This is a genomic window from Paracoccus beibuensis (assembly GCF_026162625.1).
Classification (GTDB): domain Bacteria; phylum Pseudomonadota; class Alphaproteobacteria; order Rhodobacterales; family Rhodobacteraceae; genus Paracoccus; species Paracoccus beibuensis.
Window position 1 is genome coordinate 68,913 of sequence record NZ_JAOTBD010000012.1, and the last position, 24,316, is coordinate 93,228.

Annotated in this window: 19 protein-coding genes and 4 pseudogenes; 6 read left to right on the forward strand and 17 right to left on the reverse strand. The window is 64.5% G+C overall.

Annotated elements, in window-relative coordinates; all coding sequences use genetic code 11:
* The first annotated feature begins 58 nt into the window (after positions 1-58).
* The 4 genes and pseudogenes from OC159_RS09970 to OC159_RS09985 all read left to right on the forward strand — a co-directional run bounded on the left by OC159_RS09970 (position 59) and on the right by OC159_RS09985 (position 3,940).
* Positions 59-1,099, forward strand: a complete 1,041-nt coding sequence (locus OC159_RS09970; protein WP_322626722.1) for a cyclase family protein — start codon at positions 59-61, stop codon at positions 1,097-1,099.
* Between the two features lie 286 nt (positions 1,100-1,385).
* Positions 1,386-1,958, forward strand: a pseudogene (gfa, locus tag OC159_RS09975) (S-(hydroxymethyl)glutathione synthase); the annotation flags it as partial.
* Positions 1,959-2,427: 469 nt separating this feature from the next.
* Positions 2,428-2,757 carry a hypothetical protein gene (locus tag OC159_RS09980; protein WP_265501002.1) on the forward strand — a complete coding sequence of 110 codons (330 nt, stop codon included), beginning with the start codon at positions 2,428-2,430 and terminating at the stop codon, positions 2,755-2,757.
* 160 nt (positions 2,758-2,917) lie between these two features.
* The gene (locus OC159_RS09985; protein WP_265501003.1) at positions 2,918-3,940 is read left to right on the forward strand and encodes a peptidoglycan-binding domain-containing protein; all 1,023 of its coding nucleotides are present in this window, start codon (positions 2,918-2,920) and stop codon (positions 3,938-3,940) included.
* A 735-nt stretch (positions 3,941-4,675) separates the two neighbouring features.
* On the opposite strand, the pseudogene OC159_RS09990 reads toward OC159_RS09985, so the two are convergent.
* The 8 genes and pseudogenes from OC159_RS09990 to OC159_RS10020 all read right to left on the reverse strand — a co-directional run.
* Positions 4,676-5,084, reverse strand: a pseudogene (locus OC159_RS09990) (IS66 family transposase); the annotation flags it as partial.
* 160 nt (positions 5,085-5,244) lie between these two features.
* A pseudogene (locus OC159_RS09995) lies at positions 5,245-6,459 on the reverse strand (IS5 family transposase); the annotation flags it as partial.
* A gap of 76 nt (positions 6,460-6,535) precedes the next feature.
* On the reverse strand, positions 6,536-8,245 hold the full coding sequence (locus tag OC159_RS10000; RefSeq protein WP_265501004.1) for a hypothetical protein: 1,710 nt from the start codon (positions 8,243-8,245) through the stop codon (positions 6,536-6,538).
* Between the two features lie 420 nt (positions 8,246-8,665).
* A complete protein-coding gene (locus OC159_RS10005) occupies positions 8,666-10,186 on the reverse strand; it encodes a PQQ-dependent sugar dehydrogenase (RefSeq protein WP_265501005.1) in 1,521 nt (506 codons plus the stop codon).
* Positions 10,187-10,202: 16 nt separating this feature from the next.
* The gene (locus OC159_RS10010; protein WP_265501006.1) at positions 10,203-10,625 is read right to left on the reverse strand and encodes a DUF2231 domain-containing protein; all 423 of its coding nucleotides are present in this window, start codon (positions 10,623-10,625) and stop codon (positions 10,203-10,205) included.
* 125 nt (positions 10,626-10,750) lie between these two features.
* Complete coding sequence (locus OC159_RS20170) at positions 10,751-11,038, reverse strand: DUF1206 domain-containing protein (RefSeq protein ID WP_407674091.1); 288 nt, start codon at positions 11,036-11,038, stop codon at positions 10,751-10,753.
* A 1,154-nt stretch (positions 11,039-12,192) separates the two neighbouring features.
* A complete protein-coding gene (locus OC159_RS10015; RefSeq protein ID WP_265501007.1) occupies positions 12,193-12,399 on the reverse strand; it encodes a hypothetical protein in 207 nt (68 codons plus the stop codon).
* Positions 12,400-12,416: 17 nt separating this feature from the next.
* Positions 12,417-12,794, reverse strand: coding sequence for a hypothetical protein (locus OC159_RS10020; RefSeq protein ID WP_265501008.1), 378 nt, complete (start codon positions 12,792-12,794; stop codon positions 12,417-12,419).
* Between the two features lie 765 nt (positions 12,795-13,559).
* Here OC159_RS10020 and OC159_RS10025 point away from each other — a divergent pair.
* Complete coding sequence (locus tag OC159_RS10025; protein ID WP_265501009.1) at positions 13,560-13,982, forward strand: ArsR/SmtB family transcription factor; 423 nt, start codon at positions 13,560-13,562, stop codon at positions 13,980-13,982.
* 460 nt (positions 13,983-14,442) lie between these two features.
* On the opposite strand, the gene OC159_RS10030 is transcribed toward OC159_RS10025, so the two are convergent.
* From OC159_RS10030 to OC159_RS10065, 8 genes are all read right to left on the reverse strand, one after another.
* The gene (locus OC159_RS10030) at positions 14,443-15,378 is read right to left on the reverse strand and encodes an isoaspartyl peptidase/L-asparaginase family protein (protein WP_265501010.1); all 936 of its coding nucleotides are present in this window, start codon (positions 15,376-15,378) and stop codon (positions 14,443-14,445) included.
* A gap of 22 nt (positions 15,379-15,400) precedes the next feature.
* Positions 15,401-16,219, reverse strand: a complete 819-nt coding sequence (locus tag OC159_RS10035; RefSeq protein ID WP_265501011.1) for a M55 family metallopeptidase — start codon at positions 16,217-16,219, stop codon at positions 15,401-15,403.
* 9 nt (positions 16,220-16,228) lie between these two features.
* On the reverse strand, positions 16,229-17,113 hold the full coding sequence (locus OC159_RS10040; protein ID WP_265501012.1) for an ABC transporter permease subunit: 885 nt from the start codon (positions 17,111-17,113) through the stop codon (positions 16,229-16,231).
* The gene (gene gsiC / locus OC159_RS10045) at positions 17,110-18,030 is read right to left on the reverse strand and encodes a glutathione ABC transporter permease GsiC (RefSeq protein ID WP_265501013.1); all 921 of its coding nucleotides are present in this window, start codon (positions 18,028-18,030) and stop codon (positions 17,110-17,112) included. The genes OC159_RS10040 and gsiC overlap by 4 nt, the downstream gene beginning before the upstream one ends.
* A gap of 105 nt (positions 18,031-18,135) precedes the next feature.
* A complete protein-coding gene (locus tag OC159_RS10050) occupies positions 18,136-19,662 on the reverse strand; it encodes a glutathione ABC transporter substrate-binding protein (protein ID WP_265501014.1) in 1,527 nt (508 codons plus the stop codon).
* A gap of 27 nt (positions 19,663-19,689) precedes the next feature.
* Positions 19,690-21,564 carry an ABC transporter ATP-binding protein gene (locus OC159_RS10055; RefSeq protein WP_265501015.1) on the reverse strand — a complete coding sequence of 625 codons (1,875 nt, stop codon included), beginning with the start codon at positions 21,562-21,564 and terminating at the stop codon, positions 19,690-19,692.
* On the reverse strand, positions 21,561-22,436 hold the full coding sequence (locus tag OC159_RS10060) for a MurR/RpiR family transcriptional regulator (RefSeq protein ID WP_265501016.1): 876 nt from the start codon (positions 22,434-22,436) through the stop codon (positions 21,561-21,563). The genes OC159_RS10055 and OC159_RS10060 overlap by 4 nt, the downstream gene beginning before the upstream one ends.
* Before the next feature lie 120 nt (positions 22,437-22,556).
* A complete protein-coding gene (locus tag OC159_RS10065; protein WP_265501017.1) occupies positions 22,557-23,588 on the reverse strand; it encodes a DmpA family aminopeptidase in 1,032 nt (343 codons plus the stop codon).
* A gap of 103 nt (positions 23,589-23,691) precedes the next feature.
* Between OC159_RS10065 and OC159_RS10070 the strand changes: the two are divergent.
* Positions 23,692-23,868: pseudogene (locus OC159_RS10070) on the forward strand (IS3 family transposase); the annotation flags it as partial.
* A gap of 5 nt (positions 23,869-23,873) precedes the next feature.
* On the opposite strand, the gene OC159_RS10075 reads toward OC159_RS10070, so the two are convergent.
* Positions 23,874-24,191 carry an MDR/zinc-dependent alcohol dehydrogenase-like family protein gene (locus OC159_RS10075; RefSeq protein ID WP_265501021.1) on the reverse strand — a complete coding sequence of 106 codons (318 nt, stop codon included), beginning with the start codon at positions 24,189-24,191 and terminating at the stop codon, positions 23,874-23,876.
* Positions 24,192-24,316 lie beyond the last annotated feature (125 nt).

A 24,316-nucleotide genomic window follows, 5' to 3' on the forward strand; every position in this document is an offset into this window, starting at 1 on the left:
TACCGCGCCACACCTACCCCCGTCGCTTGCCAACGACACAATCGCCGCGAGAAAAGCAGTGCGCCGCGTATTTCATTCGACTTGGCCGGTTTCACCGCTCGAGTGCCCATTGCAGCGCGACAGTCCGCAGCCGAGAGAGGAGCCTGAGCGTCCACCTGCACCACGTTCTCCGGCCAGACTTCTTGCCTGGAAAGACTGCAGAGCGACATCGCCCGGCACGCGACGCTTGACAGCACCGATCTTGCGGGAGTTCGATGAAGCAGCTTGGACAAGGACACCGGAGATGTGCACCGCCTGCCTGATCGAGGACGTGAAACGCCACATGCTTTCGCGCCGCAGCCTGTTCTCGGGGGCTGCGGCAACCGCGGCAATGGGGGCTGCCGCAGGGGTTCTGTCTGCAAGACCCGCGCTGGCGCAGGCCACGGGGCGCGTGGTCGACCTGACGCACAGCTATGACAGCGACTTTCCGACCTTCGACGGCAAGCCCGGCATTCTCTACGAGGTGGACAAGAGTTTCGACCCGGATGGGTATCACCTCTTCAAGCTGACCATCTTCGAACATACCGGCACGCATATCGACGCCCCGCTGCATTTCGCGGAAGGCGGCGCGTCGGTCGATTTGCTGCCGGTCGAAAACCTGATCGCCCCTCTTTGCGTCGTCGACATCAAGGACAAGGCCGCCGAGGAGCCGAACGCGGTGGTCGAACCGGCCGATATCGAGGCGTGGATATCGGCCCATGGCGCCATCCCCGCGGGTGCATGCGTGGCTATGAATTCCGGTTGGTCGGCGCGAATGGGTGATCCGTCGTGGAGGAACCTTCCCGATGGCAGCCTGGCCTTCCCAGGCTTCTCGAAGGCCGCAACGGATCTGCTGGCCGAGACGGGGGCCGCCTCGATCGGCGTCGACACCCTGTCCCTGGATCCCGGCAATTCCTCCGATTTTGCCGTCCACTCTTCCTGGCTGCCTGCAGGGCGCTTCGGGATCGAAGGGCTGGCCAATCTGGATGTGCTTCCGGCGGCCGGCGCCACGATCTTCATCGGCGCACCCAAACACCGCGGCGGCACCGGCGGCCCGGCGCGTATCGTTGCGATGTTTTGAGACCGTCAAGCAGGCCTGTCACTTCGCGGGGACGCGTGGTGCCGGGGCCGGGGTTCCTTCGCGCCTGATCGACGGCGGCCGCCCTTTTCTGGCCCGTGCTGCCGGGGCGCATCGCTCTGCCGCCAGCAGCTGGCTTCCGAGGCGTGACCGGAACTGCTGGTGAGGCTTGGCTGCCGATCTTTCTCGACCAGATGCAGGCCGTCATGCATCTGCAACTTTCTGCTATCTTGTCGATCTCTCCCACGCGGGAGAGGCTGAGCTGATTTGGTCATCGGAGGAGAGGACCATGGCGAACACACAAACCGTGAAAATTCATCCTGCAGTCGACAACGGCGTCAGGCGAAGCAACCCGGACTTTTCCGGCGGCGTCCTGACGTGCCATTGCGCCAGCAGGCCCGTCAAGGTCCGCGTCGGGGCGCAGACGGCGCACAACCATGTCTGCGGCTGCACCAAGTGCTGGAAGCCCCAGGGCGCCATCTTCAGCCAAGTGGCCGTCGTGTCGCGCGATGCCATCGAGATCCTGGAGAACGGCGACAAGCTGCAGGTCGTCAACAAGGACGCGCCGATCCAGCGTTACGCCTGCAGCGAGTGCGGCGTTCACATGTATGGCCGGATCGAGAACAAGGACCATCCGTTCTATGGGTTGGACTTTGTTCATACGGAATTGTCGGACGCAGACGGATGGTCCGCTCCCGAATTCGCGGCATTTGTCAGCTCTGTCATCGAATCCGGGGTAGATCCCTCACGTATGGACGGCATCCGCGAGCGGCTCCGCGAGCTGGGGCTTACGCCCTACGACACGTTGTCGCCGCCACTGATGGATGCCATCGCCACCCATGCAGCCAATCGACAGGCCAAGCCCGAGCCGACTGCGGCAAGGCAAAGCGCCGCGCCAGCGGCTGCGGAATCGCGGCCACCTGCGACAGCAACGCATGGGAGAAGCCAGGAGTCGCATCCACCGGCGCGAAACGGTGGCTCGATATTCTCACGGCTGCTGAACAAGCTTTTGGGCGGCAGCTCGCGTTAGGCTGATCTTCATACGGAAACGACGAGGTGGGAAATTCCATCCTCGTCGTTTACGAGATTGACAGAAGGACCAAAGCGACCGCCTTGCCGTGCCGTCCGCAGCGACCGCCTTGCCGTGCCGTCCGCAGCGGCCGCGACGCGCCAATGACTTTGACACACGCAGACACAAGCGTCCGCCAAGCGCGTGGGTGCAGGAGATGTCGATATCGCAGGCGTCGATCAGCCGCGACGGGGTCGGTTAAAAATCGGCGCTTGGCAGGTTGCAAGCAACGTCGGGCTGGGGCCGCTTTGTCGCATCCGTGGTGATCAAGCTGGTCGGCTGGTCGAAGGTTGCTGCGCAAGAGACGGCGCATATTCCGCTTCTGCCGATCTTCGGACAATTCGATGGCAGTTGCTGGAAGGCGTGTCGCAACGCGACTATACTCATTGGATGGCGAGAGGCCCGCGAGCCACTGAAAGGCGCCAACTTTCCCTGGCAGACAATCGTCTTCTCTCAGCCGGCGTCTGCCGGCGCAACCATTCGAATTCGCAGGCGAAAGGCGTTCCCGCACATACTCTTGGCGAAGAAGCAGCGCAGGCACATCTTCCGGCCATCGAAGCGATCGCGCATCGGCGGAAGAACTGCCTGCTAGGGCGAAAGAGCTTGATCGGCCCGCAAGCGCCGCGGTTGGTTGACGCCACCTATCGGCCAGGAATCATTGACAGCGGGAACCTGTGTGCGACTTGCCGGATTGATCCGGATTGCCGGCGTCTGTTTCCACACATCATTATATGCCGGAGCAGGAGGACAAGATGGTGAAGCCGAATTTCCTAGCCGCAATCACCGTGGGCATCATGTCCGTGCACGGACATTCCGCTTACGCAGAGCCGGACCTGGGCGAGGTCGTAGGCACCATCGCGAGGAACGTTCTTGAACAACAGCAGGCCGCGCAAGAGAGGGCGCTATGGGAGGGCGTCATCGAGAACGGATCTGCGGCTGCCTACCGGCAATATCTGAACACGTATCCGGGCGGTCCGAATGCGCAAAGGGCGCGCGACCAGTTGGCGCAGCTAGAGGCCAGGGCGGCCGCAGACAGTGAGGGAGCGAGAGCCGAGGCACAGCTTGGACTGACACAGGCGAACCGCCTTGACGTCCAGCGCGAACTTGCCGCGCGTGGGTTCTACAGGTCCGGCATCGACGGTGACTTCGGATCGGGGACGCGGCGGGCGATCAGGGCGTGGCAGACCGCCAACGACTTTGATGGCACCGGATATCTGACCAGGCGGCAACTTCCTGTGCTGCTCGGGCGGGCAACGGCAGCGCCCGCTCCAGCGGCACCGACCCTGGAAGATCCTGCCATATCGGCTGCACAAGCAGAACTGAACCTTGGTCTGACGCGGACGCAGCGTGCGCAGATACAACGCGACCTTGATGCGCTGGGATATGACCCGAAGGGGGTGGACGGCCTGTTCGGCTCTGGAACGCGTGACGCCGTCAAGGCGTGGCAGCGCAACAAGGGCCAGCGCGCGACAGGCTATGTGACGGCGGCGCAGGTCAAATCGCTTCGTGCCGATGCCACGGCGCGCAACTCGGAGACGACAGGACGCCGCGCGGCAGCGATCGACGAAGACCTGCTGGGGCTGACGCGGACTGAACTGGTGAAGATCCAGCAACAGCTCATCGGCTTGAGCTACCTGAACGGACAAGCCGATGGGGTATTCGGATCGGCGACACGAGGTGCCATCGGCCGCTGGCAGGGTGACAATGGCCTTGCCGAGACCGGCTATCTTACTGCAGAACAGGTGAGGGTCCTGCAGCAGCAAGCGCGCATCTAGCCTTGCGATGGCCTCTCGACGTTGCGAACTGACGGCAGTTCAAACTTGCGCCGCATGTGCTCCTCCCCGCAAATCGGACAGTGACGGAAGCTACGATCTTCCGTTTGCTGATCTCCAAAGACGTGGAGATCCGGAATGCCCAAGCGCGGAAACCACCACGCGGGCTTCAAGGCCCGTGTGATGCTGGAGGCCGTTGAGGGCGCGCGCACGGTGTCGGAGCTGGCGGCCGGATATGGCGTGCATCCGACGATGACCACCCGTGGAAGAAATTGCTGCTGGGCCGCGCTGCGGATATCTTCGCGCGGGGCAGCCGAACGCCTGCGGAGGTGGATGAAGAAACAGGCCGGTCACTGCGCGCCAAGATCGGAGAGTTGGTCGTCGCCAACGATATTTTCACTGATGCTCAAGCCGTGGACCGGCAGATGAGGCGCGCGATGATTGAGCGGGACCATCTCGGGCGCAGTGCCGCCTTCTGCCGATCTCACGCTCGTCGTTCTCCCACGAGCCATCGGGTGAGACGGAGCAAAACCGCAAGCGTAGATTGGTCCCACCTTCCAATATGCGTCCTGATCGGTTCATTGGACCGGAATGCGTGTTGGAATGGAGTTTCTCCATGGAGCCTGCATTGAAGTTTCTCCCGGTTAACGGCCGCAGCCGTCGGGATCGAAAGTGGCCAGATGAGGTGAAGGCGCGGGTCGTAGCGGAGAGTAAGCGTTTGCTGGGATCACCGGCCGTTCAGCTTGACGACTTGAAGTTCCAGGGCAGCAGGTCATCGATGTCGCTTTGCGGGTGGCCGTTGGCGATCGCCGTCAGGGTGGCTTTGAGGTAGGCGAAGGGCTCGCCGCCGTTGATCTTGCAGGTTCCGATCAGTGACCCGATGCGGCCCCACGCGACGCCGCCCTCGTCAAGGCCGGCGAAGAGCGCATTCTTGCGATTGAGGGCGATGGGGCGGATCAGGTTTTCGACCCTGTTGGAGCCGATCTCGATGCGCCCGTCGGTCAGGAAGGTTTGCAACCCGTCCCAGTGATTATGGATGTAGGTCAGCTTTTCGCCCAAGCGGGATTTTGCGACGTTGCGCTTGGAGCCATTCGCCGAAGGCTGCGACCAGCGGTGCGGTGCGGGTCTGGCGGGCCGATAGGCGCGCACCGCGCCACTGGTGGCTGAGGCTCAGCGCCACAGGATCGTGGCGATCAAGAACTGGTTCACTCGCAGGGTGCTGGCTTGGCGGATCTCAAACACGCTGGACGTCGACTTCTGCGTCGAGGCGCTGAACGAGGCTATTCAGTCCGGCCTGAACAACTGTGTCAGACGGCCAGCGCGAAGCTCTGGTAGTGTCTTTCGCGCCAGATACTGGCCTTGGTCAGGTGAAGCAGCAGACACCAACGAACCCTCATACGGGCGAGGATCTTGCGGATGTTGTGGCCGCAGGCGCAGAGGACGGCATCGCCGATGCGGCCTTTCAGCGGGCGCCTGGCGAGGCGACCGCCTGTGTTCATGTGCCCGATCTCAGGCTCGAGGGCGCTTCGTCGCTTGATGAGCTTGGCCGATAGCGGGGGTGATGCCGCGTCTCGTGCCGCTGATCAGGACCCTGGCCGTCTCCACGCCGTGGCCGCGATAGCCGCGGCCGACCACGGCCAGAGCCGGCACCTGGCCGGTCAGGATGGCGACCTGTTCCAGCGCAGGCGCCAGGGTATGGCCGTCGTGGGGGTTGCCGGGGAAGCTGCGGGCGCCGACAGCGAGGCCTCCGTCGAGGGTTGTGGCGAGGCTGACCTTGGTGCCGAACTCGTAGCGGATGCGGGCCTTGCCCCTGGAGATGCTGTCGACCTCCGGCTCGTGCAGGGAATGGACCCTGTTCTTGCTCTGCGGCGTCTGCTCGAGCAGGCGGCCGACCAGCCAGAGCGCCTCCAGCACCCGTCCGCGCAGCGGACCTTCGGAAATGTCCTGCGAGTGGCGGCGCAGGTCCCGGCAGAGCCTTCCAGCAAAGTTCTTGATCTGACGCAGGGCCTTGGGCATGCGCTAGAATTTTCCGGGTATGGGCATACCGCCCGACTTGAAGGGCCAGTCGCGGGGCAAGACGGGCGTAGCTCTGGCGCAGATCGATCCTGGCTTCCTTCGCCAACCCCACTAGCCGTGCGCGCGCCCGCTCGGAAAGCCGCGCATCCGTGGGATGGGCGATGGCTTTTTCCATCACGGTTGTGTCGACCGCGACCCGCTTCAGGCTCTTGTCGCCGCCCGCGCCGGCGGCTCGGCCTGCTTCAAGGGGTCCTGGTCAGCAGCCACTCCACTCCTTCCTCGCCGATCCGCTTGCGCCAGCGCACCAGCGACGAGGGATCGATCGGCGGGCGGTGCCGGAAGAACGTCTCGCCGGTGAAGTGCTGATGATACGGCTTCTCGACCCAAAGGGCGACGACGGCCTCGTCCGACAGCTTGAAGGCATGCTGGAGATACATCAGCCCCGCCAGGCGCGGCGACGGCGCAGGCTGACCCTGATGCGAAGGGAAGAAGCGCGCGCGCCAATCCATGCTTCATGCGGTCGAGGTTGCGATCCTCAACGGTGGCTACCTTGGCAAGGGTTGCACGGCGCCGGGCACACGTTCAGTCCCCGCCGCCCTTGCCACCTCCATTGCCGCCCCCACCGCCGTTCCCGTTGCCCCCGCCCTTCCCGTTCCCCCCGCCGTTCCCGTTGCCCCCGCCGTTCCCGTTGCCGCCGCCGTTCCCATTGCCACCACCATTACCGTTGCCACCGCCATTCCCGCTGCCGCCGCTGGTTCCTCTGCCGCTGTCGCTCCCTGCGCTGCCACTGCTCCCACCGCGGCTGCTGCCACCGCTGTTGGCACCGCTCCCGCTGCTGCCGGCATTCCATCCGTAGTCGCCAGCTTTGCCCTCACCGATGCGTCCATCAGATCTGCCGAGGCTGGTCCCGCCGGAACCTTGTGCGCGGCTTCCGACAGCCGCCGAACTGCGAGCCTTCGGAGTTCGCAGCCATTCGTCGTCCCCCCTGCCAGGAACGGCCGGTTCGGCTTTGGCAGCTACCTGCGGCGCCCTCGTGGCGCTTCTCCTCCCATCAGCCTCGGCTGAAGCTGGCACAGGTTCGCGCATCATGACCGGATTGGCCTTCTGGGGGGCTCCTCGCCCCCCTAGCCAGAGTTCCAGGTAACCCTCTTCGGGAGACGGGGTGAAACTGACGAAATCGCGTGCTGCAGTGTCGAGCAAGGCGGCCAAGTCCTCGGCTGCCGCCTGATCCTGCGGGTGGAAGTACCGGACATGAGTCTCGCCGATCGTGAACGGCGTCGAAGCCTCTTCTGGCGTCCAGCCTGTTTGTGCAAGATGGGCCATGGCCTGCTCTCGCAGTTCGGCGGGCAGGCGTTCCGGGGCATAAACGGCCAACCGCATTTCCGCCGGTCCTGAAGTGGACAGCAGCTGTCGGGGGCTGGCGTCCCTTGCCGGCGTCTGGAGACGGATCATCTGGGACCTCGAGACGAAGATAGCCTGCCGACCTTGACTGAGCGCTGCGACCTCATGGGTGGTTGTCGACGCTGGTCGCTCCAGCGCGGCAGGTTGTGCAGAGACGTCTGGCAGGCGTGGCAGGGCGGTCGCAGCCGACAGGACAGGCAGTGCCAGCCCATGCGCCGATGGGGCAATCACCACATCGAGCGACGCGAACGTGGTCTTGTGCGCATCGGCAGCCGGTGCTGTGCCGGGACCTGCAGGCGAAACGGTTACCGTTGGCGCCATCATTTCGGGTGGATGGAGACCCGCAGCGTCGAAGGAGGGACCAGAAGAGACAGATGGTCCGATCCGGCTGCTCAAACCCAGGCCGTTGAGGCGGGTTGCGGCAAGCCCGGCCAGAGAAGCGCCTGCCAGGCACCCGAGGACCAGCCCGAACAGCATCGGATGCCGACGCAAGGCAAACCGGTCGAGACCCATTGTCCTTGCCCAGCCCGCAAGTATCCGGCGCGGATCCGCGGAACGCGGTATGTCGCGTGCAACTTCGGGCTGCTTGCCCAAGAAAGTCGTCGCCAGCACCGGCTCATCCCGGTCCGGCAGGTTGACAAGCAAGTCGGTTGGCCCGGCCGGCCCACCGATCTGGGCGCCGCCGATCCGCCGATGCTCTTCCGCACGCTGCCGCAGGACCTCTTCGCGCTGGACGCGAGCGGCCGCCACGCGTCGCTTCCATTCTTCAGGATCATAAGGCAGGGGGCTGGCAGCCCGATCATCACCAAGAGGTCGATGCTCCGATTCCCGCGCAAGCTGAACGATGACTGCACCATCCAATTGGCGCCGTTCTGGCGCGCTCATTTCCATGGATACCATTTCCAGACCCGGTCCGCAAAGCCCCAGGGATTCGCCTACGATCAGGCAGGCAGGATTTGTCCTAGAGCGCCGATCCTGCGCCCGAGGCTGGGAAGGTGCAACAATCGCGGGTCATGAACAGACAGCAGAGGTCGGCATTGCGTTCCTTTCAGACGCCTTGACGACACTGCCCCTGGCGGTATCCGCTGCACGTCTGCATTTACAGGCCTCGGGCGGATCGCAGGTCATGGCTGTCACGGCGTCGCCTCGACACGCCTTCGGCCAACGGTCAGCAGCGCCACCTGTGTTGCAACAATGGCATGATCATTGCGCGACAGAGCCTGTCGGGCCCGGATGACGAGCAGACTGACAAGCCGCTGCCCCGCTCATCGAGCGGAGCAGCGGCCAGGCCGGAACAAGACGCCCGTGCTGTCAGTTCGCTGGCTGGGGTTCTGCGCCCGAACCCGGTGCAGTTTCCACCGTCGGTGCCTCGCCCTGCGGCTCGAATGGCGCGGGCAGGTCGGTCGCAGACGTCGTTGCGTTGCCTGGCACCTCGACCCGGTCGCTACCGACAGGACCGTCCGTGACCGCGCCATCCGCAGCTGCGACGCGCCAGACGGTGTTGCCGGCATCGTCGGCGACAAGCAAGGCGCCCGTCCCGTCGATGCCCACGCCGACGGGGCGCCCGTGAGCCTGATCGCCGTCGATGAAACCGGTGACCACGTCCTGCGCCATGCCGGATGGTCGCCCGTCACTGAACGGCACGTAAGAGACCTTGTAGCCATTGAACGCATCGCGGTTCCAGCTGCCATGCTGCCCGACGAACGCGCCGTTGGCATATGGCTCGGGCATCGCCGAGCCGTTGCTGAAGGCGAGGCCGAGGGCCGCGACGTGGCTGGACAGGGCATAGTCGGGCGCGACGGCAGCGGCGACAAGGTCGGGCCGGGCGGGGCGCACACGTTCGTCCACATGATCACCGAAATAGCTGTAGGGCCATCCGTAGAACGCCCCTTCCTGAACCGAAGTCATGTAGTCCGGGACCAGGTTCGGGCCAAGCTCGTCCCGTTCGTTGATGACCGCCCAGAGCTCGCCCGTTTCCGGGTGGAACGTCACTCCGTTCGGGTTGCGCAACCCCGAAGCGTATATCCTGGCCGCTCCGTTGGCGCGGTCGATCTGCCAGATGGCCGCGCGGCCCTTCTCGGCTTCCATCCCGTTCTCGGCAGCATTGGAGTTGGAGCCGACCGAGGCATAGAGCATCGTGCCGTCAGGGCTGAGAGCCAGGTCCTTGGTCCAGTGATGGTTCAGCGGCCCGCCGGGCAAGGGCGACAGCATCGTGGGCTCGGCCGTGATGGCAGTCTCGCCCAAGGCATAGGGATAGGAGACCACCGCATCGGCCTCGGCCACATAGAGCGTATCGTCGATCCAGGCGACGCCGAAGGGGGAATGCAGCCCGGTCAGCAGATCGTGGCGCTCATCAACGACGCCATCGCGATCCGTGTCGCGCAGAAGGGTGATCAGGTTGCTCTCGGGCTGCGGTCCGCCGCCGCCTGCCGCCAGCGACATGATCCAGCCGCGGATGAAGTCCTTGGGACGGTACTTCGGCTTTCCTTCGGGGGCGCGCGACTGCACGACCAGCACGTCGCCGTTGGGCAGCGTGTGGACGGTGCGCGGGTGGGCCAGATCGGTGGCATAGGCGGTGACCCTCAGTCCTTCGGGGACGGTCGGCGTCTGACCTTCTTCCCAACCGACGACCTCGGCCACCTTCACGCTGGGGAGCAGATTCACGAAATTCGGTTCGGGCAGGACCGGGTCGGGGCCGATCTGGCTTGTCACGTCGAAGTCGTCTGCAGCGTTCTGCTGGGCGTGGCCGCTCGGCGCCGCAAGCCCCAGCGCCAATGCGGCGCTGCCGCCCAAAAGCACGAGCCGCTGCAAGGAAGGGTTGGAAATCATCATCTGCGGGTCGTCCTTCTTATGTGCGGTGACGGTTCATCGTCCGGCGACCCAACGCAGCGGCGACAAGCATCAGCACGCAGGTCACGGCCGACAGTCCGATCCCCCATGGGACGACGGCGGTCCAGCCGTCACCTGCATGAACCAGGCTGTTGATCACCGCGAGGACGAGCACCAGGACTTGAAGGATGACGACGCCCCAGCCGACGCGAGGCCGCCCGGTCGCAACGCCGATCAGCCAGAGCAGAACGGCAACCCCGCCCGAGATCAGACCGAAGAACAGCAACCACGACGAGAAATCCTGCCACATCAGCACCACTGTCCGCATGTAGAGGACGTCCGTCAGCAGCGTGAGGGTGAAGAATGCTGCGGAAAAATGGTTCAATGTCGACAGACCGGGAACCGTTGCATCCGCGCCGTCGTGGAAGGTCGTAGCCGCCATGGTTCTGCTTTCCCGCGTTGACTGTCGAAGCCGAACGTTGCTCCGCGCGAATTCGTTCCGGACCGTCCTGCCGCGGCCGCTGCCGTTCGGCATGAACCGCAGCAGGCGACGCTGGATGAGGCGTGCTACCTGGCCGGCCTGGCGGCCAGGGTTTCGGTATCGGGGCCGGATGCCTTTGGAATGATGCGATAGAAGGGGAAGATGGCAAAGCCGACCGGACCGATACATACGGCAACGACCAGGACCCGACCGTAGACCTGGTTCGAAAGCCACCAGAATGCCTCGCCCGCGCCACCGGCGGATTGCGGATCGCCCGCCAGACCGCGAACAGGAAGAGCAGCCCGATCACCCCGATGACGAGGCCATGCGCGATCAAACCCGCCTTCAGGATTGGCTTCCAGCGCGTGGTGAATTGGCTTGCCCGAAGATGCTCGCTATACTCTTTCTTCCCGCCTTCGCCCGTAGTACGCGCCCGTCGCCAGGATCAGGATCGCGCCGACCCCGATGATCCAGCGCCCTTTCGGCCACTGCATCACCGCGCCGACATGGCGTGGGATGCTGGACCCCTTGCCCGAGCCGCCGCTGCCAAACAGCAGCGAAAGGCAAGGATACCGATCCCCAGGTGAACGCCGCCCGTGTGCAGCATTCCGATGCGGGCGACGATGCCCTTCCCGTCGCTGCCTTGATCTTCCAGGTCATACGCGGCATCCGGAACGCATAGGCAAACATGCCGATCAGGATGAGGAACAGGGCCATGCCGCCACCCCAGCTGTTCTAAGCCAGCCCAAGGCGGACGAAGTGTCCTGCGCCTGGCCGCCCTGCAAGATCGAGTAGAGCGAGATCCCCGCAACGGCCAGCTACACCACACCGCGGCCCGAGGGACCCTGCCCTCATCAGCGAGATCGCCCAGTTCATCTTCTTTCGGCCATGTTCTCGTCTTTTCGGACCAGTGGAACGTGCGTCCCCTATCGAGGCCTCGTCAAGTGATGCCATCCGACGAACGCGGGTCCCGCAGCAGGAGCAGTGGATTGCCGGACCTTGAAACGACCAGAATGACCTGCGCAGGCGTTCGACGAGATGGCGCAAGATCGTGAAAAGTTCAGGACGGCCCATCGATTGCGCGAGGAGTCGGCGACAGCTGCGATGCCGTGCAGCACGCACAGTCCCCTGCCCTCGTGTGTCCTTCCGGCGCAGCTTTATACGCGGCGGGCGTCGTGGCGGACGACCTCCAGTCGCAAGGATTCATCGCTTAGGCTGAAACCTCTCGTGGCAGTTCGCCTGGATGATCAAGCGCCGATGCCGGCCGGAACTGACAAACGCCCAATTTCAAGCAATCAGCAAAGGTTGATGATGCCGGAATCGTGCCACCGTCAGTTTCTGGTCAACGTGCAATCGGCATACAGCTCGATAAATGCAGGGCGAAGTACGCTTGTATGGACATTCTGCGGGACAAGGTCCGACAAAGTTGAGAACGCACGACCATCGAAACTCGCGGCCCTTGCGGGGTCTCCGGCTCCGAGGATGATCAGCAAGAACTGCAACCCGAACACTGAAACTCCGAAAGAGATCAGGCATATGGCAGCCACATCGGCGTGCCGAAACTGCTGGAGACACGCCCGTCGTAGATGTAGGCGTCATGCGACATCAGCACGCCGCGCCACGTCAGGGCCGCACAAGAAGCCACACCGTCCAGGCCCACATTGACACTTGGAACACGCCGCACGCGCGGGGCATCCAGTCCCCACTTGGAGGCATTGGTGCGGATCAGCCGCATTGCCCTTTGCGCATCCGCTATTGGTGCATTGGTGGCCTGCCCGTCGCCGAGGAGCCGGTAAAGCAGTCTGAACACCGTGTCCCGGCCTCATCCAGAGCCGGTGCGACCTCATCGGCCTCTTTGCGCAAACGACACGCGCGCAAGCCACTTGGGGTCACCAGCATCGCGGAACAATTCGGGTTCTCGGGCAGGTAGACCATGAGATCGGGCGTCGTGATGTTGAACGCGGCGCAGTCCTTCAGGGTCTTCCGACCGCTCAAGGATCTCTTGCGGCCCTGCGAACGTGGCGTATAGGGCGAGACATCGATCTGCATTCGATCAGAAAGCGGTTCCGCATGCGCGGCAGAGACCCCGATCCACATGCCGAACGTCAATGTAGCAGGCTCGAACTGCATATATCTCGACCTCTCATGGTGACCCGGGATTGACGGACCCTTACGGTCACAGCTTCACGACTGCAGTTGCGGGCGTCCCAGCCATGCAGGTTGCTTCCGGGGCAAATTGACGAAGATCCGCTGGACGGTCGGCGTTGCTGCGACCGCGAGACAGAAGCTGGAAAGGTGGGTCCGCGCCATCGATCGCGCTGCTCCTGGACAGGGCAAGACAATGTCGATAAGGTCGTAGGCTTTCCCCACCATCGATACGAATCTCGTCGGGCGCGCACGAGGATACGCTCCAGATTGCCCATCATGCTCCGGGAGATCGTGGCACAGTGGGCTTTGATCCCGCCGCCGCCGAGCGACGTCAGGTCGGACTGCCGGGTCAGTGTCGTGCGCCCGAGACAATCATGATCGACGCGATCTGTCTCAAGGCATCCCGCACGCTTCGAGCCCGCGTGTCAAAAGAAGAGGCGCGGTCGCCGATCGGTGGAACAAAAGGTGGCATGAACACTTAGCTGCCCGGCTGCACCGATGTCCGCTTCACACTTTTGACCCGCGGCCGCACAGGTTGGCTTACATATCGCTCCTCCGATCGCAGGGAAGGCGGTGGATCTGATCGTGCGGGAGGGTCTGTCAAGCCACCTGTCCCTCTGATGGCTGTCACGGCGTCGTGGAAACTTCGCTCGACGACATGATGATTTCCGGTTTTCCGGAAGAAGGAAAGTGTGCCGCACAATCGTTCTTGGCCATCCCTGCCGTCTCGCCATTCTCCGGCTGCTGATGCGATTCGCCCCGCGCGGGGTGCGTCTGACCGAGATCGCGCAGGCGCTGGCGATGAAGCCCAACACTCTGTCCCACCACCTGTCGGACCAGACCGACTGCGGACTGGCGCAGGTGCGGCGCGACGGACGTTCGCTGCATTATCCAGTCGACCTGGGGCGGACCGAGGCGCTGCTTCGCTATCTGGCGCTGGATCTGGGACGGGAGTGGCCCAACCTGGTGGCGCCGCTCGGAACGGAGAGACCCACGTTGTCCTCTTCATCTGCTCGGAAGATACGCCCGGACGATCTTCGCCAATGCGCTGCTGCACGATTTGGGCGGAACGGCATGCAGGTAAAGATCTATGCCTCGTACGACAACGAAAGGGGCTATGCCTGCCGGCTGATGGACGTCATCCGGTTGGTCGAGGGGCGCATGGCATGAACCCTATCCGCGCCTATGCGGCGGTGACGGCCGTTCACTGCCTTGAGCGCAGAAGCTGCTTTGATGCTGCAGGGTCGCTTATGGGATCAGCCTGACCCGCGCTTCCATCGCTTTGCATCAGCTTGCGCAGCTTCATTTTCCCGATGCCAGCGCGACGCTATGGAATTTGCGCTGGTACATGGCCTTCCCCCGCTTGAGGCAGCCTCTAGCGCCGGGAAAGCTTGTTCACCTGGTTCTCGCTTCTCAAAAGATAATCCGAAGGTTGTATTCAGCCCTCGATCGAAATCTGAGACTCTAGCACTTCGCGGCGAGTGGCGGAGGCGGCTTTGAACGTCGATCAGCTCTTGCGTCTGCATCAGCTTGGGCTGCCGCGAGATCTTTGGTCCACCTCATGATGCAACGAGCATCACCGAACAACGCCCTGCGCCCCACCGGACGACCATCCGCCTTACGTGGGCCATCAGTCAGAGAATATTGCAGTTCTGATCTCGCCGCTTTTGTCGCACCAGGCGCGATACATGCCGGGGCTGTTGAACGGCAGCGTGACCGTGCCGGTTCGGTCGACAGCCACCAGCCCGCCCGATCCGCCGCGCGCGCCCAATTCGGCGACGACATCGCCGGCCGCGCGCGTCAGGTCCTGACCGGCCCATCTCATGCGGGCGTCGATCTCGTGACCGACTGCCCACCGAATGAAGAACTCGCCGTGGCCGGTGGCGGACATGGCCAGCGTCTCATCGTCGGCCCAGGTGCCTGCACCGATGACAGGGCTGTCACCCACACGTCCGGGCAGCTTGGCCGTCATGCCGCCGGTAGAGGTGGCGGCAGCGAGATGGCCGCGCATGTCGCAGGCCACAGCCCCTACGGTGCCATGCTTGCGGGCCGGATCTCCGTCGTCAGGCAGGTTCAGGCGACGCCGCTCCAGCTCGGCCTCAAGCGCCTCGCGGCGGGCGTCGGTGCCGAACCACTCGGGGGTCATCATCTCCAGTCCTGCAGAGGCGCAGAACTTTGCGGCACCCTCTCCGGTCAACAGGACATGCTCGCTCTGCTCCATCACGGCACGGGCGGCGAGGATGGGATGGCGGGGGCCGCAGATGCCCGCGACTGCTCCGCAGGCGCGTGTCGTCCCGTTCATCACCGCCGCATCCATTTCGTGCGTGCCGTCCGAGGTAAAAACCGCCCCGCGACCGGCGTTGAAGAGGGAATCATCCTCCAGCGCCATCACGGATGCCGTTACCGCGTCAAGCGCAGACGCGCCATCGCGCAGGAGAACCAGCCCCGCCTCGAGGCAGCTGCGAAGCGCGGCATGCAACGCAGCTTCCTTTTCGGGGGTAATCTTGCTGGGGAGGATCGTGCCTGCACCGCCGTGCAGAGCGATGGCTGGGATGAAGGTCGTCAAGGTCGGCCTCTTATGGGTAAGGTTAACGGACAGCAAAACTCATCGCGGAAAGGGCAGTCATCCAGCCGATGACCTCGGCGATGCTGGCGCAGTCGAAGGCCACGGTCATGGCGTCGAGCCTCCTCACGGGCGGCAGGACCGCAAACTGATCGGCCAACACCGCCCTGGTTACGGCAAACTCCACCCGGAACGGGCCCTGCGGGGCGATCGGCGCGGGACGATCCTTCCGACTTGCCGCCCGCCGCCCCGCTTCGCGGAGCAGCGCCCGCGCGCGGGCCACTGACATCTGGCGCGCGGCGCGTTGGCCAATGGTTTGCTTGACCACGGCAAATTCCGCGTCAGGGAACAGAGGCCTGTTCTCGGCTTCGGTCAGATCATCGCCGGAGATCAGGCCGACAGGAATGCCCAGTTCAGCCGCGTAGAGGCCATAGATTGCAGGCTCTCCCATCGGGGTGCCATTTACCCGGACCTCGGCGAAGGCGAACCCGTTGGTCGTATGGGCCAGAACCCCACCCGCCCCTGCCCGCGAATGATGCCCCAGCATGCAGAAGAGGTCGAAGCCCGCGTCAAGACCACAAGCCATGTTCATCGGCTTGGGTTTGCCAAGGATCAGGTCGGCAGCCGGATGCATCAGCTCGGGCAGAAGGTTGGTCATCTGCCCGTGGGAGTCGTTCACCAGCACCTCGGTTGCGCCGCCCTCGATCAGCCCCTCGACCAGCGCGTTGACCTCCTGCGTCATCAGGATCCGCGCCTTCTCGTGCTCGGGATGGCCCGCCTGCCCCTGCTGGGGCGCCACGACGCCCGCCACCCCCTCGATATCGGCGGAAATGTAGACGCGCATGCCCGCCCCTCACCCGTTGCGCAGCTTGGGGTCCAGCGCATCGCGCAGCCCGTCGCCCAGAAGGTTGAAGCCCAGCACCGTCAGGAAAATCGCCAAGCCCGGAAACAGCGTCAGATGGTCGGCCACGCCCATGTAGGTGCGCCCGTCCGCCAGCATCGCCCCCCATTCGGGCGAGGGCGGCTGCGCGCCTAGGCCGATGAAGGACAGTGCCGCCGCAGTCAGGATCGACGTGCCGATGCGCATCGAGAAATAGACGATCACGTTCGGCAGGGTACCCGGCAGGATGTGGCGCAGCATGATGGTGCCGTCGGCCACGCCTACCGCGCGTGCCGCGTCGACGTAGACCGCGCGCTTGAGCTGCAGCGTGGTGCCGCGCGCCAGCCGTGCGAAGACCGGGATCGAGAAGATCGCGACGGCATAAATGACGTTGGTGATCCCCGGCCCCAGGATCGCGATCACCGCGATGGCCAGCAGGATGCCCGGAAAGGCCAGCAGCAGATCGCAGAGCCGCATGACCGCGCTGTCGATCCAGCGCCCGTAATAGCCTGCGATGATGCCAAGCCCCACGCCGCCAAGTGCGCCGAGGCTGACCGACAGGAAGCCGACCGTCAGCGAAATGCGCGCGCCCCAGATGATGCGGCTGAAGATGTCGCGCCCATAGGTGTCGGTGCCGGCCCAATGGGCGGCGCTGGGGCCCTGCAGGACGTTCATGTAGTCGGGGGCCGAAGGATCATATGGGGCGATCCAAGGCGCCAGGATGGCGGCCGCGATCAGCAGGACCAGGAAGGCCAATGCGACCAGCGCAACCTTCTGTCTCAGAAAGCGCCGCCAGAACTCGGCCAGGGGCTTGCGGGTCTTGCCGATATCGCCTGGATTGGTGCTGATGTCGCTCATTGGTAGCGGATCTCCGGGTTGGCAAGGACATAGAGGACATCGACCAGCAGGTTGATCAGGATGAACTGAATCGAGAACATCAGCACCAGCGCCTGGATGACCGGATAGTCACGATAACTAACGGAATCGACCAGCAGGCGCCCGACGCCGGGCCATGCGAAGACAGCCTCGATCACGATCGACCCGCCCAGAAGAAAGCCGAATTGCAGCCCGACCATGGTGATGATCGGGATCAGCGCGTTGCGAAGTGAATGGTGCCAGATGACCCGGCGTTCCGGCACACCCTTGGCGCGTGCGGTGCGGACATAGTCCTCGCGCGCGATCTCGATGAAGGCCGAGCGGGTGAAGCGGGCCATGACGGCTGCAACGCCGAGGCCGAGCGTGAAGGACGGCATCAGGAAATGCTGCCAGGTGCCGTAGCCCCCCGTCGGCAGCCAGCCAAGCCGGACCGAAAACAGGTTGATCAGCAGAAGGCCCAGCCAGAATGGTGGAAACGAAATCCCAGAGACCGCGAGGATCATGCCGCCGTAATCTTGCCAGCGTCCACGCCTGACGGCCGAGACGACGCCGATCAGCAGCCCGATCGCCACGGCCCAAAGCATCGCGAACAGCGTCAGCCAGACCGTCGGCATCAGGCGCATGCCGATCTCTTCCACGACCGGGCGGCGGGTGCGCAGCGAGGTGCCGAAATCCCCCTGCAGCGTATTGCTTACATAGGTGACGAACTGCTGCGGCAGCGGCTTGTCGAGCCCAAGCGAGGCGCGCACGGCGGCGACGTCCTGCGCGGTCGCCTCGGGGCCGGCAACCAGACGGGCCGGGTCGCCGGGCAGAAGATGGACGAAGGCGAAGACGGCGATCATCACCATCAGGACGACCGGGGCCGTGCCCAGAAGTCGCTTGATCAGAAAGGAGAGCATCAGGTTCCTGTCCCGGCCGGGTCACCCCGGATCACGGCGCCGACCGTCGGCCGGCCCGCGCATGTCGAAGGGCGGGGACGGCACAAGGCCGCCCCCGCAGGTGCATCATTCGGTGAAGGCTGCGTCTTCCAGCAGGAAGCCGCGGTCGGGCAGCATGTGGACGCCGGTGACGTCCGAAGACTGCGCCGCGACCAGGTCAGTCACGCCAAGGAAGATCCACGGTGCGCCTTCCCATGCCAGGTTCTGTGCGGTTTCGTAATAGGCCGCGCGCTCGTCAGGATCAGCGGTGCCGATGGCGCCGTTGATCGCCGCGTCCAGTTCGTCGTTGGCATAGTAGGCAACGTTGAACATCGAGGGCGGGGTGTTCTCACCCAGAAGCAGCGGACGGATGCCCCAGTCGGCATCCCCGGTCGAGGACGACCAGCCGCCGTAATACATCTGCACCTCGGCATCCTCGGGCGATTCTATCGACCAGATGCGCTGCGCGGCGACGCCGGCCTCAAGCGGGACGACGTTCAGCTGGACATTGATCTGCGCCAGCTGCTGCTGAAGGAACTGCAGCGCGCGCAGGGATTCGGTGTTCGAGTTGGCCCAGATTTCGGCCGAGAACCCGTCCTCGTAGCCTGCCTCGGCAAGCAGTTCGCGCGCGCGGTCCAGATCGTATTCGTATTCACCGGCGGTGACGTGGAAGGCAAGGCCTTGCGGGATGATTGAGTCAGCCGGCGTGCAGAGGCCGCTGAAGACGACCTGGCAGAAGGCGTCCTTGTCGACGGCGTGGTTCAACGCCTGCCGGACCTGCTTGTTGCCGAACGGCTCCTTGTTGTTGTTCAGCGCCACATACCATTCGACGATAGAAGGCGAGGTCTCGACCGTCAGGTCCGGGTTGTTCTGGACGACCTGCAGCAGTTCAGGCGGAAAGTTCGGGACGAACTGCGCCTCTCCGGTCTGCAGCATCGCCATTCGTGCGCCGGATTCCGGAACCGAGCGGATAATGATGTTGTCGACCTCTGCAGGCCCTTTCCAATAGTCGTCGTTGCGCGCGACCTCCAGCGTGTCGGCCGACCAGTTGGTGAAGGTGAAGGCGCCGGTGCCGACCGGGTTGCGGTCGATGTCGTTGCCGTATTCCTCGAGCGCGGCGGGCGAGATCATCATCGCACCCGGATGGGCGAGCGACGCGATCATCGCGCCGAAGGGTGCATCGAGGATCAGCTTCACGGTGCGGTCATCGACGACCTCGACCTCCTGGACCATCGAGACAAGGCTGCGGCGCGACAGGTTGTTGTCGGGGTTGCGCAGCCGGTCGATATTCACCTTGACCGCCTCGGCGTTGAAGGGTGTGCCGTCGTGGAACTCGACGCCCTCGCGCAGGGTGATGGTGAATTCGGTCGCGTCGGCGTTGCTCTCGTAGCTTTCGGCCAGAAGCGGCACCAGGTTCATCTCGGGGTCGAAGCCGAACAGACCCTGATAGATGAGGCGCAGCGATGTCTGCGACAGGGTGTCGTTGACGTTGGTGGGGTCCAGCCCGGTCAGGTTGTTCTGGATCGCGACGGTCAGATCGCGAGCCACGGCCGCTCCGGGGGCCAGCAGCATCGCGCCGAGCGCGGACGAGATCATCAGGGATTTCAGGGACATTTACCTCTCCTTTTGGTTGTTGGGCGGTCAGGCGTAGGTGCCGACCGGGTGGCGGGCCACGAAGTGCATCGGGCCGACCTGGGCCAGCGGGGCGATTTGCGGCGGGTCGTCCACGCGACGCATGGGGCTGGGGATCTCGCCTTCGATCAGCGGGCGCTCGCGATTCCTCGCCTCTGGCGAGGCGACGGGCACGGCGGCCAGCAGCCGGCGGGTATAGGGGTGCTGCGGGTTCTCGAAGACCTGCTTGCGGGGGCCGATCTCGACGATCTGGCCCAGATACATGACGGCGACGCGGTGGCTGACACGCTCGACCACGGCCATATCATGGCTGATGAAGATGTAGGACAGGCCCCGCTTGCGCTGCAGCTCCATCAGCAGGTTGATGACCTGCGCCTGGATCGACACGTCGAGCGCGGCGACCGCCTCGTCCGTGATCAGGACGTCCGGCTCGCCCGCAAGAGCCCGGGCGATGCAAATCCGCTGGCGCTGCCCGCCGGAGAATTCGTAGGGATAGCGATGCGCGTGTTCGGGGCGCAGTCCCACGTCTTTCAGCAGCTCTGCCACCCGCGCATCGACGTCCCGCCCCGAGGCCAATCCGTGCGTCAGCAACGGCTCGGCGATCGAGAAGCCCACGGTCAGTCGCGGATCGAGCGAGGCGAAGGGGTCTTGGAAGACATACTGGATCTTGCGCCGAACGGCCTTCCGTTCCCGCGCAGGCAACCCGAAGATATTCTGGCCCTTGTAGATGACCTGCCCCGAAGTCGCCTCTTGCAGCATCATCAGCGTGCGGCCAGTGGTGGACTTGCCGCAGCCTGATTCACCGACCAGCGCCAGCGTTTCGCCTTGCCGCAGATCAAAGTTCAGCCCTTCGACCGCATGGACCCGGCCCGTGACCCGCGACAGCAGGCCCTTGCGGATATCAAAACGCGTGACCAGGTCACGCACCTGCAGCACCGGCTCGTCGGACGCTACGGTGTCTTGCGCGGGGTAGTCGTGAAACCCCTCGGCGCTGCGATAGTCGCCACCGTCCTTCAGAAGCGGGAAGGGCCGCGGCAGGTTCTGCCCGTTCAACGCCCCAAGCCGAGGAACGGCGGCCAGCAGCGCCTTGGTATAGCGATGCTGCGGCGCGTTAAAGATCTCGTGGACTGCGCCCTCCTCGACCTTCTCGCCGTGGCGCATGACCAGCACGCGGTCGGCGACCTCGGCCACCACGCCCATGTCATGGGTGATGAACAGAACCGCCATGCCCATTTCATCCTGAAGCAGGCGGATCAGGCGCAGGATCTGGGCCTGGATCGTCACGTCAAGCGCGGTCGTCGGTTCGTCCGCGATCAGCAGGCGCGGCTTGCAGGACAGCGCCATCGCGATCATCACCCGCTGGCGCATGCCGCCCGACAGCTGGTGCGGGTGCCGGTCGAGAATGCTGGCGGCGTCCGGGATCCGCACCTTCTCCAGCATCCGCAGTGCCTCGGCGCGTGCTTCGGCCTTGCTGCAGTCCTGATGGAGGCGCACGGCCTCGGCGATCTGCTCGCCGACCGTGAAGACCGGGTTGAGCGAGGTCATCGGCTCCTGAAAGATCATCGCGACGTCGTTGCCGCGGATCGCCTCCATCTGCGGCAGCGGCACCGTCGTCAGCTCGCGCGGGCTGCCGTCGCGCCCGATGAGGCGAACCGAGCCGCCGGTGATCCGACCGCCGCCGAACTCGACCAGCCGCATGACAGAGAGCGAACTGACGGATTTGCCCGACCCGGACTCGCCCACGACGGCAAGGGTCTCGCCCGCCCGGATTTCGAATGAGAGGTTCTTGACCGCCTTGAAGGCGCCGTCCTCGGTGCGAAATTCGACGTCGAGGCCCTCGACGCGGATCGTCGGAGTTGAAGCGTCGGGTCGTGCTGTCGTCATTCCAGGTCCTTCGCGGCCGTGCCGGACGAGACTTCGTCCGTGTAGAGATAGGGAAAGATCAGGCGCGTCACAGCCGTCGCGTCGGACGTGCTTTGGTATCGGGCGGTCAAAAGGGCGGCGATCGTCTCGAAGAAGGCGAAGCCGACCAAGGCCGAGCTGTTCAGCACGGGATGCGTTGCCGGCAGCAGGATCGTGTCGTCGCAAAGCGCGGTCAGCGGGGAATGCGCGCTGTCGGTGATCCCCACCGTCGGTATGCCCGAGGCCCGCGCCAGCCGCACGAATTCCATCGTCGCGACCGAGTAGCGCGGCAGGGTCATGGCGATGATCAGATCGCGTGGTCCCATGCGCCCGATCAGACGGGCCATCCGCTCATGCCCCGCGGTCCCGTCCAGAAGATGCTGATTGCGAATGAAGGGCTCGGCCAGACCGTACAGATAGGTCAGGCAGCGCGCGCTGCTGCCGAAGCCCAGAAGGCCGACCTGGTTCGCGGCCACCATCTGGTCGACCAAAGCCTCGCAGGTGGTGGCCGCCATCGCATCGAGCCCGCCCAGATTGGCGCGCGCCGATGCGATGGACGAGGCGACGACATCCGCGCTGGAGGCGTCCTGCGCCCGGCTGACGTTCTCGATCGGCCGAAGCAGATCCTGATAACGCCGCACCGCGATGGCGCGGAACTCGGCGTAGTTCTTCAACCCCAGCTGCCGGACGAAACGGGTGATGGTCGCCGGAGAGACGCGGGCCGCCTCGGCCAAATCCTCGATCCCCATGGTCGCGACGAGGAATGGGTTCGACAGGACGAAATCGCCGACGCGCTGCTGGTTGGAGGTCAGCTCCGCCCAATGTGCGTCGATGATGCTCTTGAGACCCGTCATGGGCAGACTGCTCCTTGCCTATGATGCATAGTCTTAGCCGGCGCAGCGGCACATTGTGAACCTTTTATTTTCATCCGGCGATTCTTCTACCGTAATTTTTTTCATCGGCAGCCAATGTGCCTATTCGGTGGGCAGCGACCTCATCCAGTCTGACAGCAACGGCCGCGCCGCGCCATCGCGCCCTTCAACCGCCGTCGCCTGGCACAGCGCGTTCAGCACCGCCTCCTCGGTCGCCTCGCAGGCGGCTTGGAACGCGACGTCGATCCGCGTGTCCGCCAGCCGCTCGAGCGCCGTTACATCGACCTCGGGGCGGTGGGACACACGGTTCCGCGTCGTGAAGCCCACCACGATATCGCCGCTGCCATTGCCGTAAAACGCTCCAAGCCGCGCCAACCCTGCCCCTGCCCTTCGGCAGACGCGGGCCAGCTGGCGCTGGTCCAGGGGCAGGTCCGTGGCAAGGATCACGATGACCGAGCCCTTCTCGGCTTCGCCCGCCCGCTGCGGCTCCGGCCGGCGCCCATCCGGCAGGACCAGATCCCCGGCCCTGCCGAAATTCGCCAGAACCAGAACCCCAAGGACGTGCTGCCCCGTCTCAAGGTCGATCCGGCGCGATGCCGTGCCAATCCCGGCTTTGAAGCCAAAAGCCACCATCCCCGTCCCGGCCCCGACCGACCCTTCGACAACCTCGGTGCCGGCCTGCTCGATCGCCTGCAGTGCATCCGCCTCGGACACCGCCATGGCTTGTATGTCCGAGAGAACGCCGTCATTGCACTCGCAAACGACGGGGTTCACCGTCGACGTCCCGCGCCCGATATCCGGGCTTTGCGCGATCGCGCGCCGGATCAGCGCATTGCTGCATGTCCCGACGCCGAAGGTGTTCGTCAGCAGGATCGGCGTCTCGAGGGTGCCAAGCTCGGCGAGTTGGACGAGCCCCGCGCTCTTGCCGAAGCCGTTGATCACCTCGACCGCGGCCGTCAGCTTGGTCTCGAACAGGTTGCCGGGCTGCGGGATGATAGCCGTCACGCCCGTGTTGATGCCGCCCCCCGTCAGTGTGACGTGCCCTACCCTGACGCCTTCGACATCGGTAATGCAGTTCGCAACACCAGGCGGCAGCGCGCCCGGCTTGATCCCCAATTCGCGCAGCCTGGCCATTGTTTTCCTCGTGTTCAGCCTGCGCCGGTCTCACAGCCGGCGCGGATGCCGGCGTCACATCCCAAATGAACGAAAGGGTCAAGCTGGAATGCCATGCAGGTCGGCCGAGAGCTTCCTCAACCTGCTCGAGCGTGAACGGATCAGGCGCGGAACCTATCGGACCCGCGACGAAGCAAGGCAGGACGTGTTCGATGACATCGAGATGTTCTACAACCCGAAGCGCAAGCATGCGAGAAACACGATGCTGTCACCCGCCGAGTTCGAACGGCAGCAGATGTTGAGACGTCAACGGTTCGCGTCGACGATCCTGTCCAGCGGGAAAACCCGGTCGATCCGGGGCATCAGGATACTCGCGGCGATCGCCTCTGCGGCAAACCTTGCGGCGCGGGCCAAGACTTCCGGGTTGCCGGTTACTTCCGAGTAGACATAGCCGCGCAGGGACAGGTTGTGGCGCAGCGCGACCTTCAGCGGGAAGGGCGTGGGCTGCGGGCTCAGCGCGCCATGAACGACGATTGTTACACGAGGCCGCACCGGGCCTGACGGGGTTGTGTCTCGGACCTGGTGGAAATTGGCTGGCGGCGTGATCTGCAGGTGGACACTCACCCGTCCGACCGGCGGCGGCAACGCCAGGGAGATCACGCCATGAAGCAGAATACCGACAGCTCGTCCTTTTCGCTACTGCGTGACGCAGGCGCGCATGATCCGATCGAGGATCGCCTGCGGGCGAA

Excerpts from the sequence above, each read along its gene's own strand:
- OC159_RS10010 (WP_265501006.1), bottom strand. The coding sequence starts at position 10,625 with ATGGCGGCTACGACCTTCCACGACGGCGCGGATGCAACGGTTCCCGGT.
- gsiC (WP_265501013.1), bottom strand. The coding sequence starts at position 18,030 with ATGCTCTCCTTTCTGATCAAGCGACTTCTGGGCACGGCCCCGGTCGTC.
- OC159_RS10005 (WP_265501005.1), bottom strand. The coding sequence starts at position 10,186 with ATGATGATTTCCAACCCTTCCTTGCAGCGGCTCGTGCTTTTGGGCGGC.
- OC159_RS09985 (WP_265501003.1), top strand. The coding sequence starts at position 2,918 with ATGGTGAAGCCGAATTTCCTAGCCGCAATCACCGTGGGCATCATGTCC.
- OC159_RS10065 (WP_265501017.1), bottom strand. The coding sequence starts at position 23,588 with ATGGCCAGGCTGCGCGAATTGGGGATCAAGCCGGGCGCGCTGCCGCCT.
- OC159_RS10055 (WP_265501015.1), bottom strand. The coding sequence starts at position 21,564 with ATGACGACAGCACGACCCGACGCTTCAACTCCGACGATCCGCGTCGAG.
- OC159_RS10015 (WP_265501007.1), bottom strand. The coding sequence starts at position 12,399 with ATGCGGCTGATCCGCACCAATGCCTCCAAGTGGGGACTGGATGCCCCG.
- OC159_RS10035 (WP_265501011.1), bottom strand. The coding sequence starts at position 16,219 with ATGCGCGTCTACATTTCCGCCGATATCGAGGGGGTGGCGGGCGTCGTG.
- OC159_RS10020 (WP_265501008.1), bottom strand. The coding sequence starts at position 12,794 with ATGCAGTTCGAGCCTGCTACATTGACGTTCGGCATGTGGATCGGGGTC.
- OC159_RS10000 (WP_265501004.1), bottom strand. The coding sequence starts at position 8,245 with ATGGAAATGAGCGCGCCAGAACGGCGCCAATTGGATGGTGCAGTCATC.
- OC159_RS10050 (WP_265501014.1), bottom strand. The coding sequence starts at position 19,662 with ATGTCCCTGAAATCCCTGATGATCTCGTCCGCGCTCGGCGCGATGCTG.
- OC159_RS10025 (WP_265501009.1), top strand. The coding sequence starts at position 13,560 with ATGCGATTCGCCCCGCGCGGGGTGCGTCTGACCGAGATCGCGCAGGCG.
- OC159_RS10040 (WP_265501012.1), bottom strand. The coding sequence starts at position 17,113 with ATGAGCGACATCAGCACCAATCCAGGCGATATCGGCAAGACCCGCAAG.
- OC159_RS10060 (WP_265501016.1), bottom strand. The coding sequence starts at position 22,436 with ATGACGGGTCTCAAGAGCATCATCGACGCACATTGGGCGGAGCTGACC.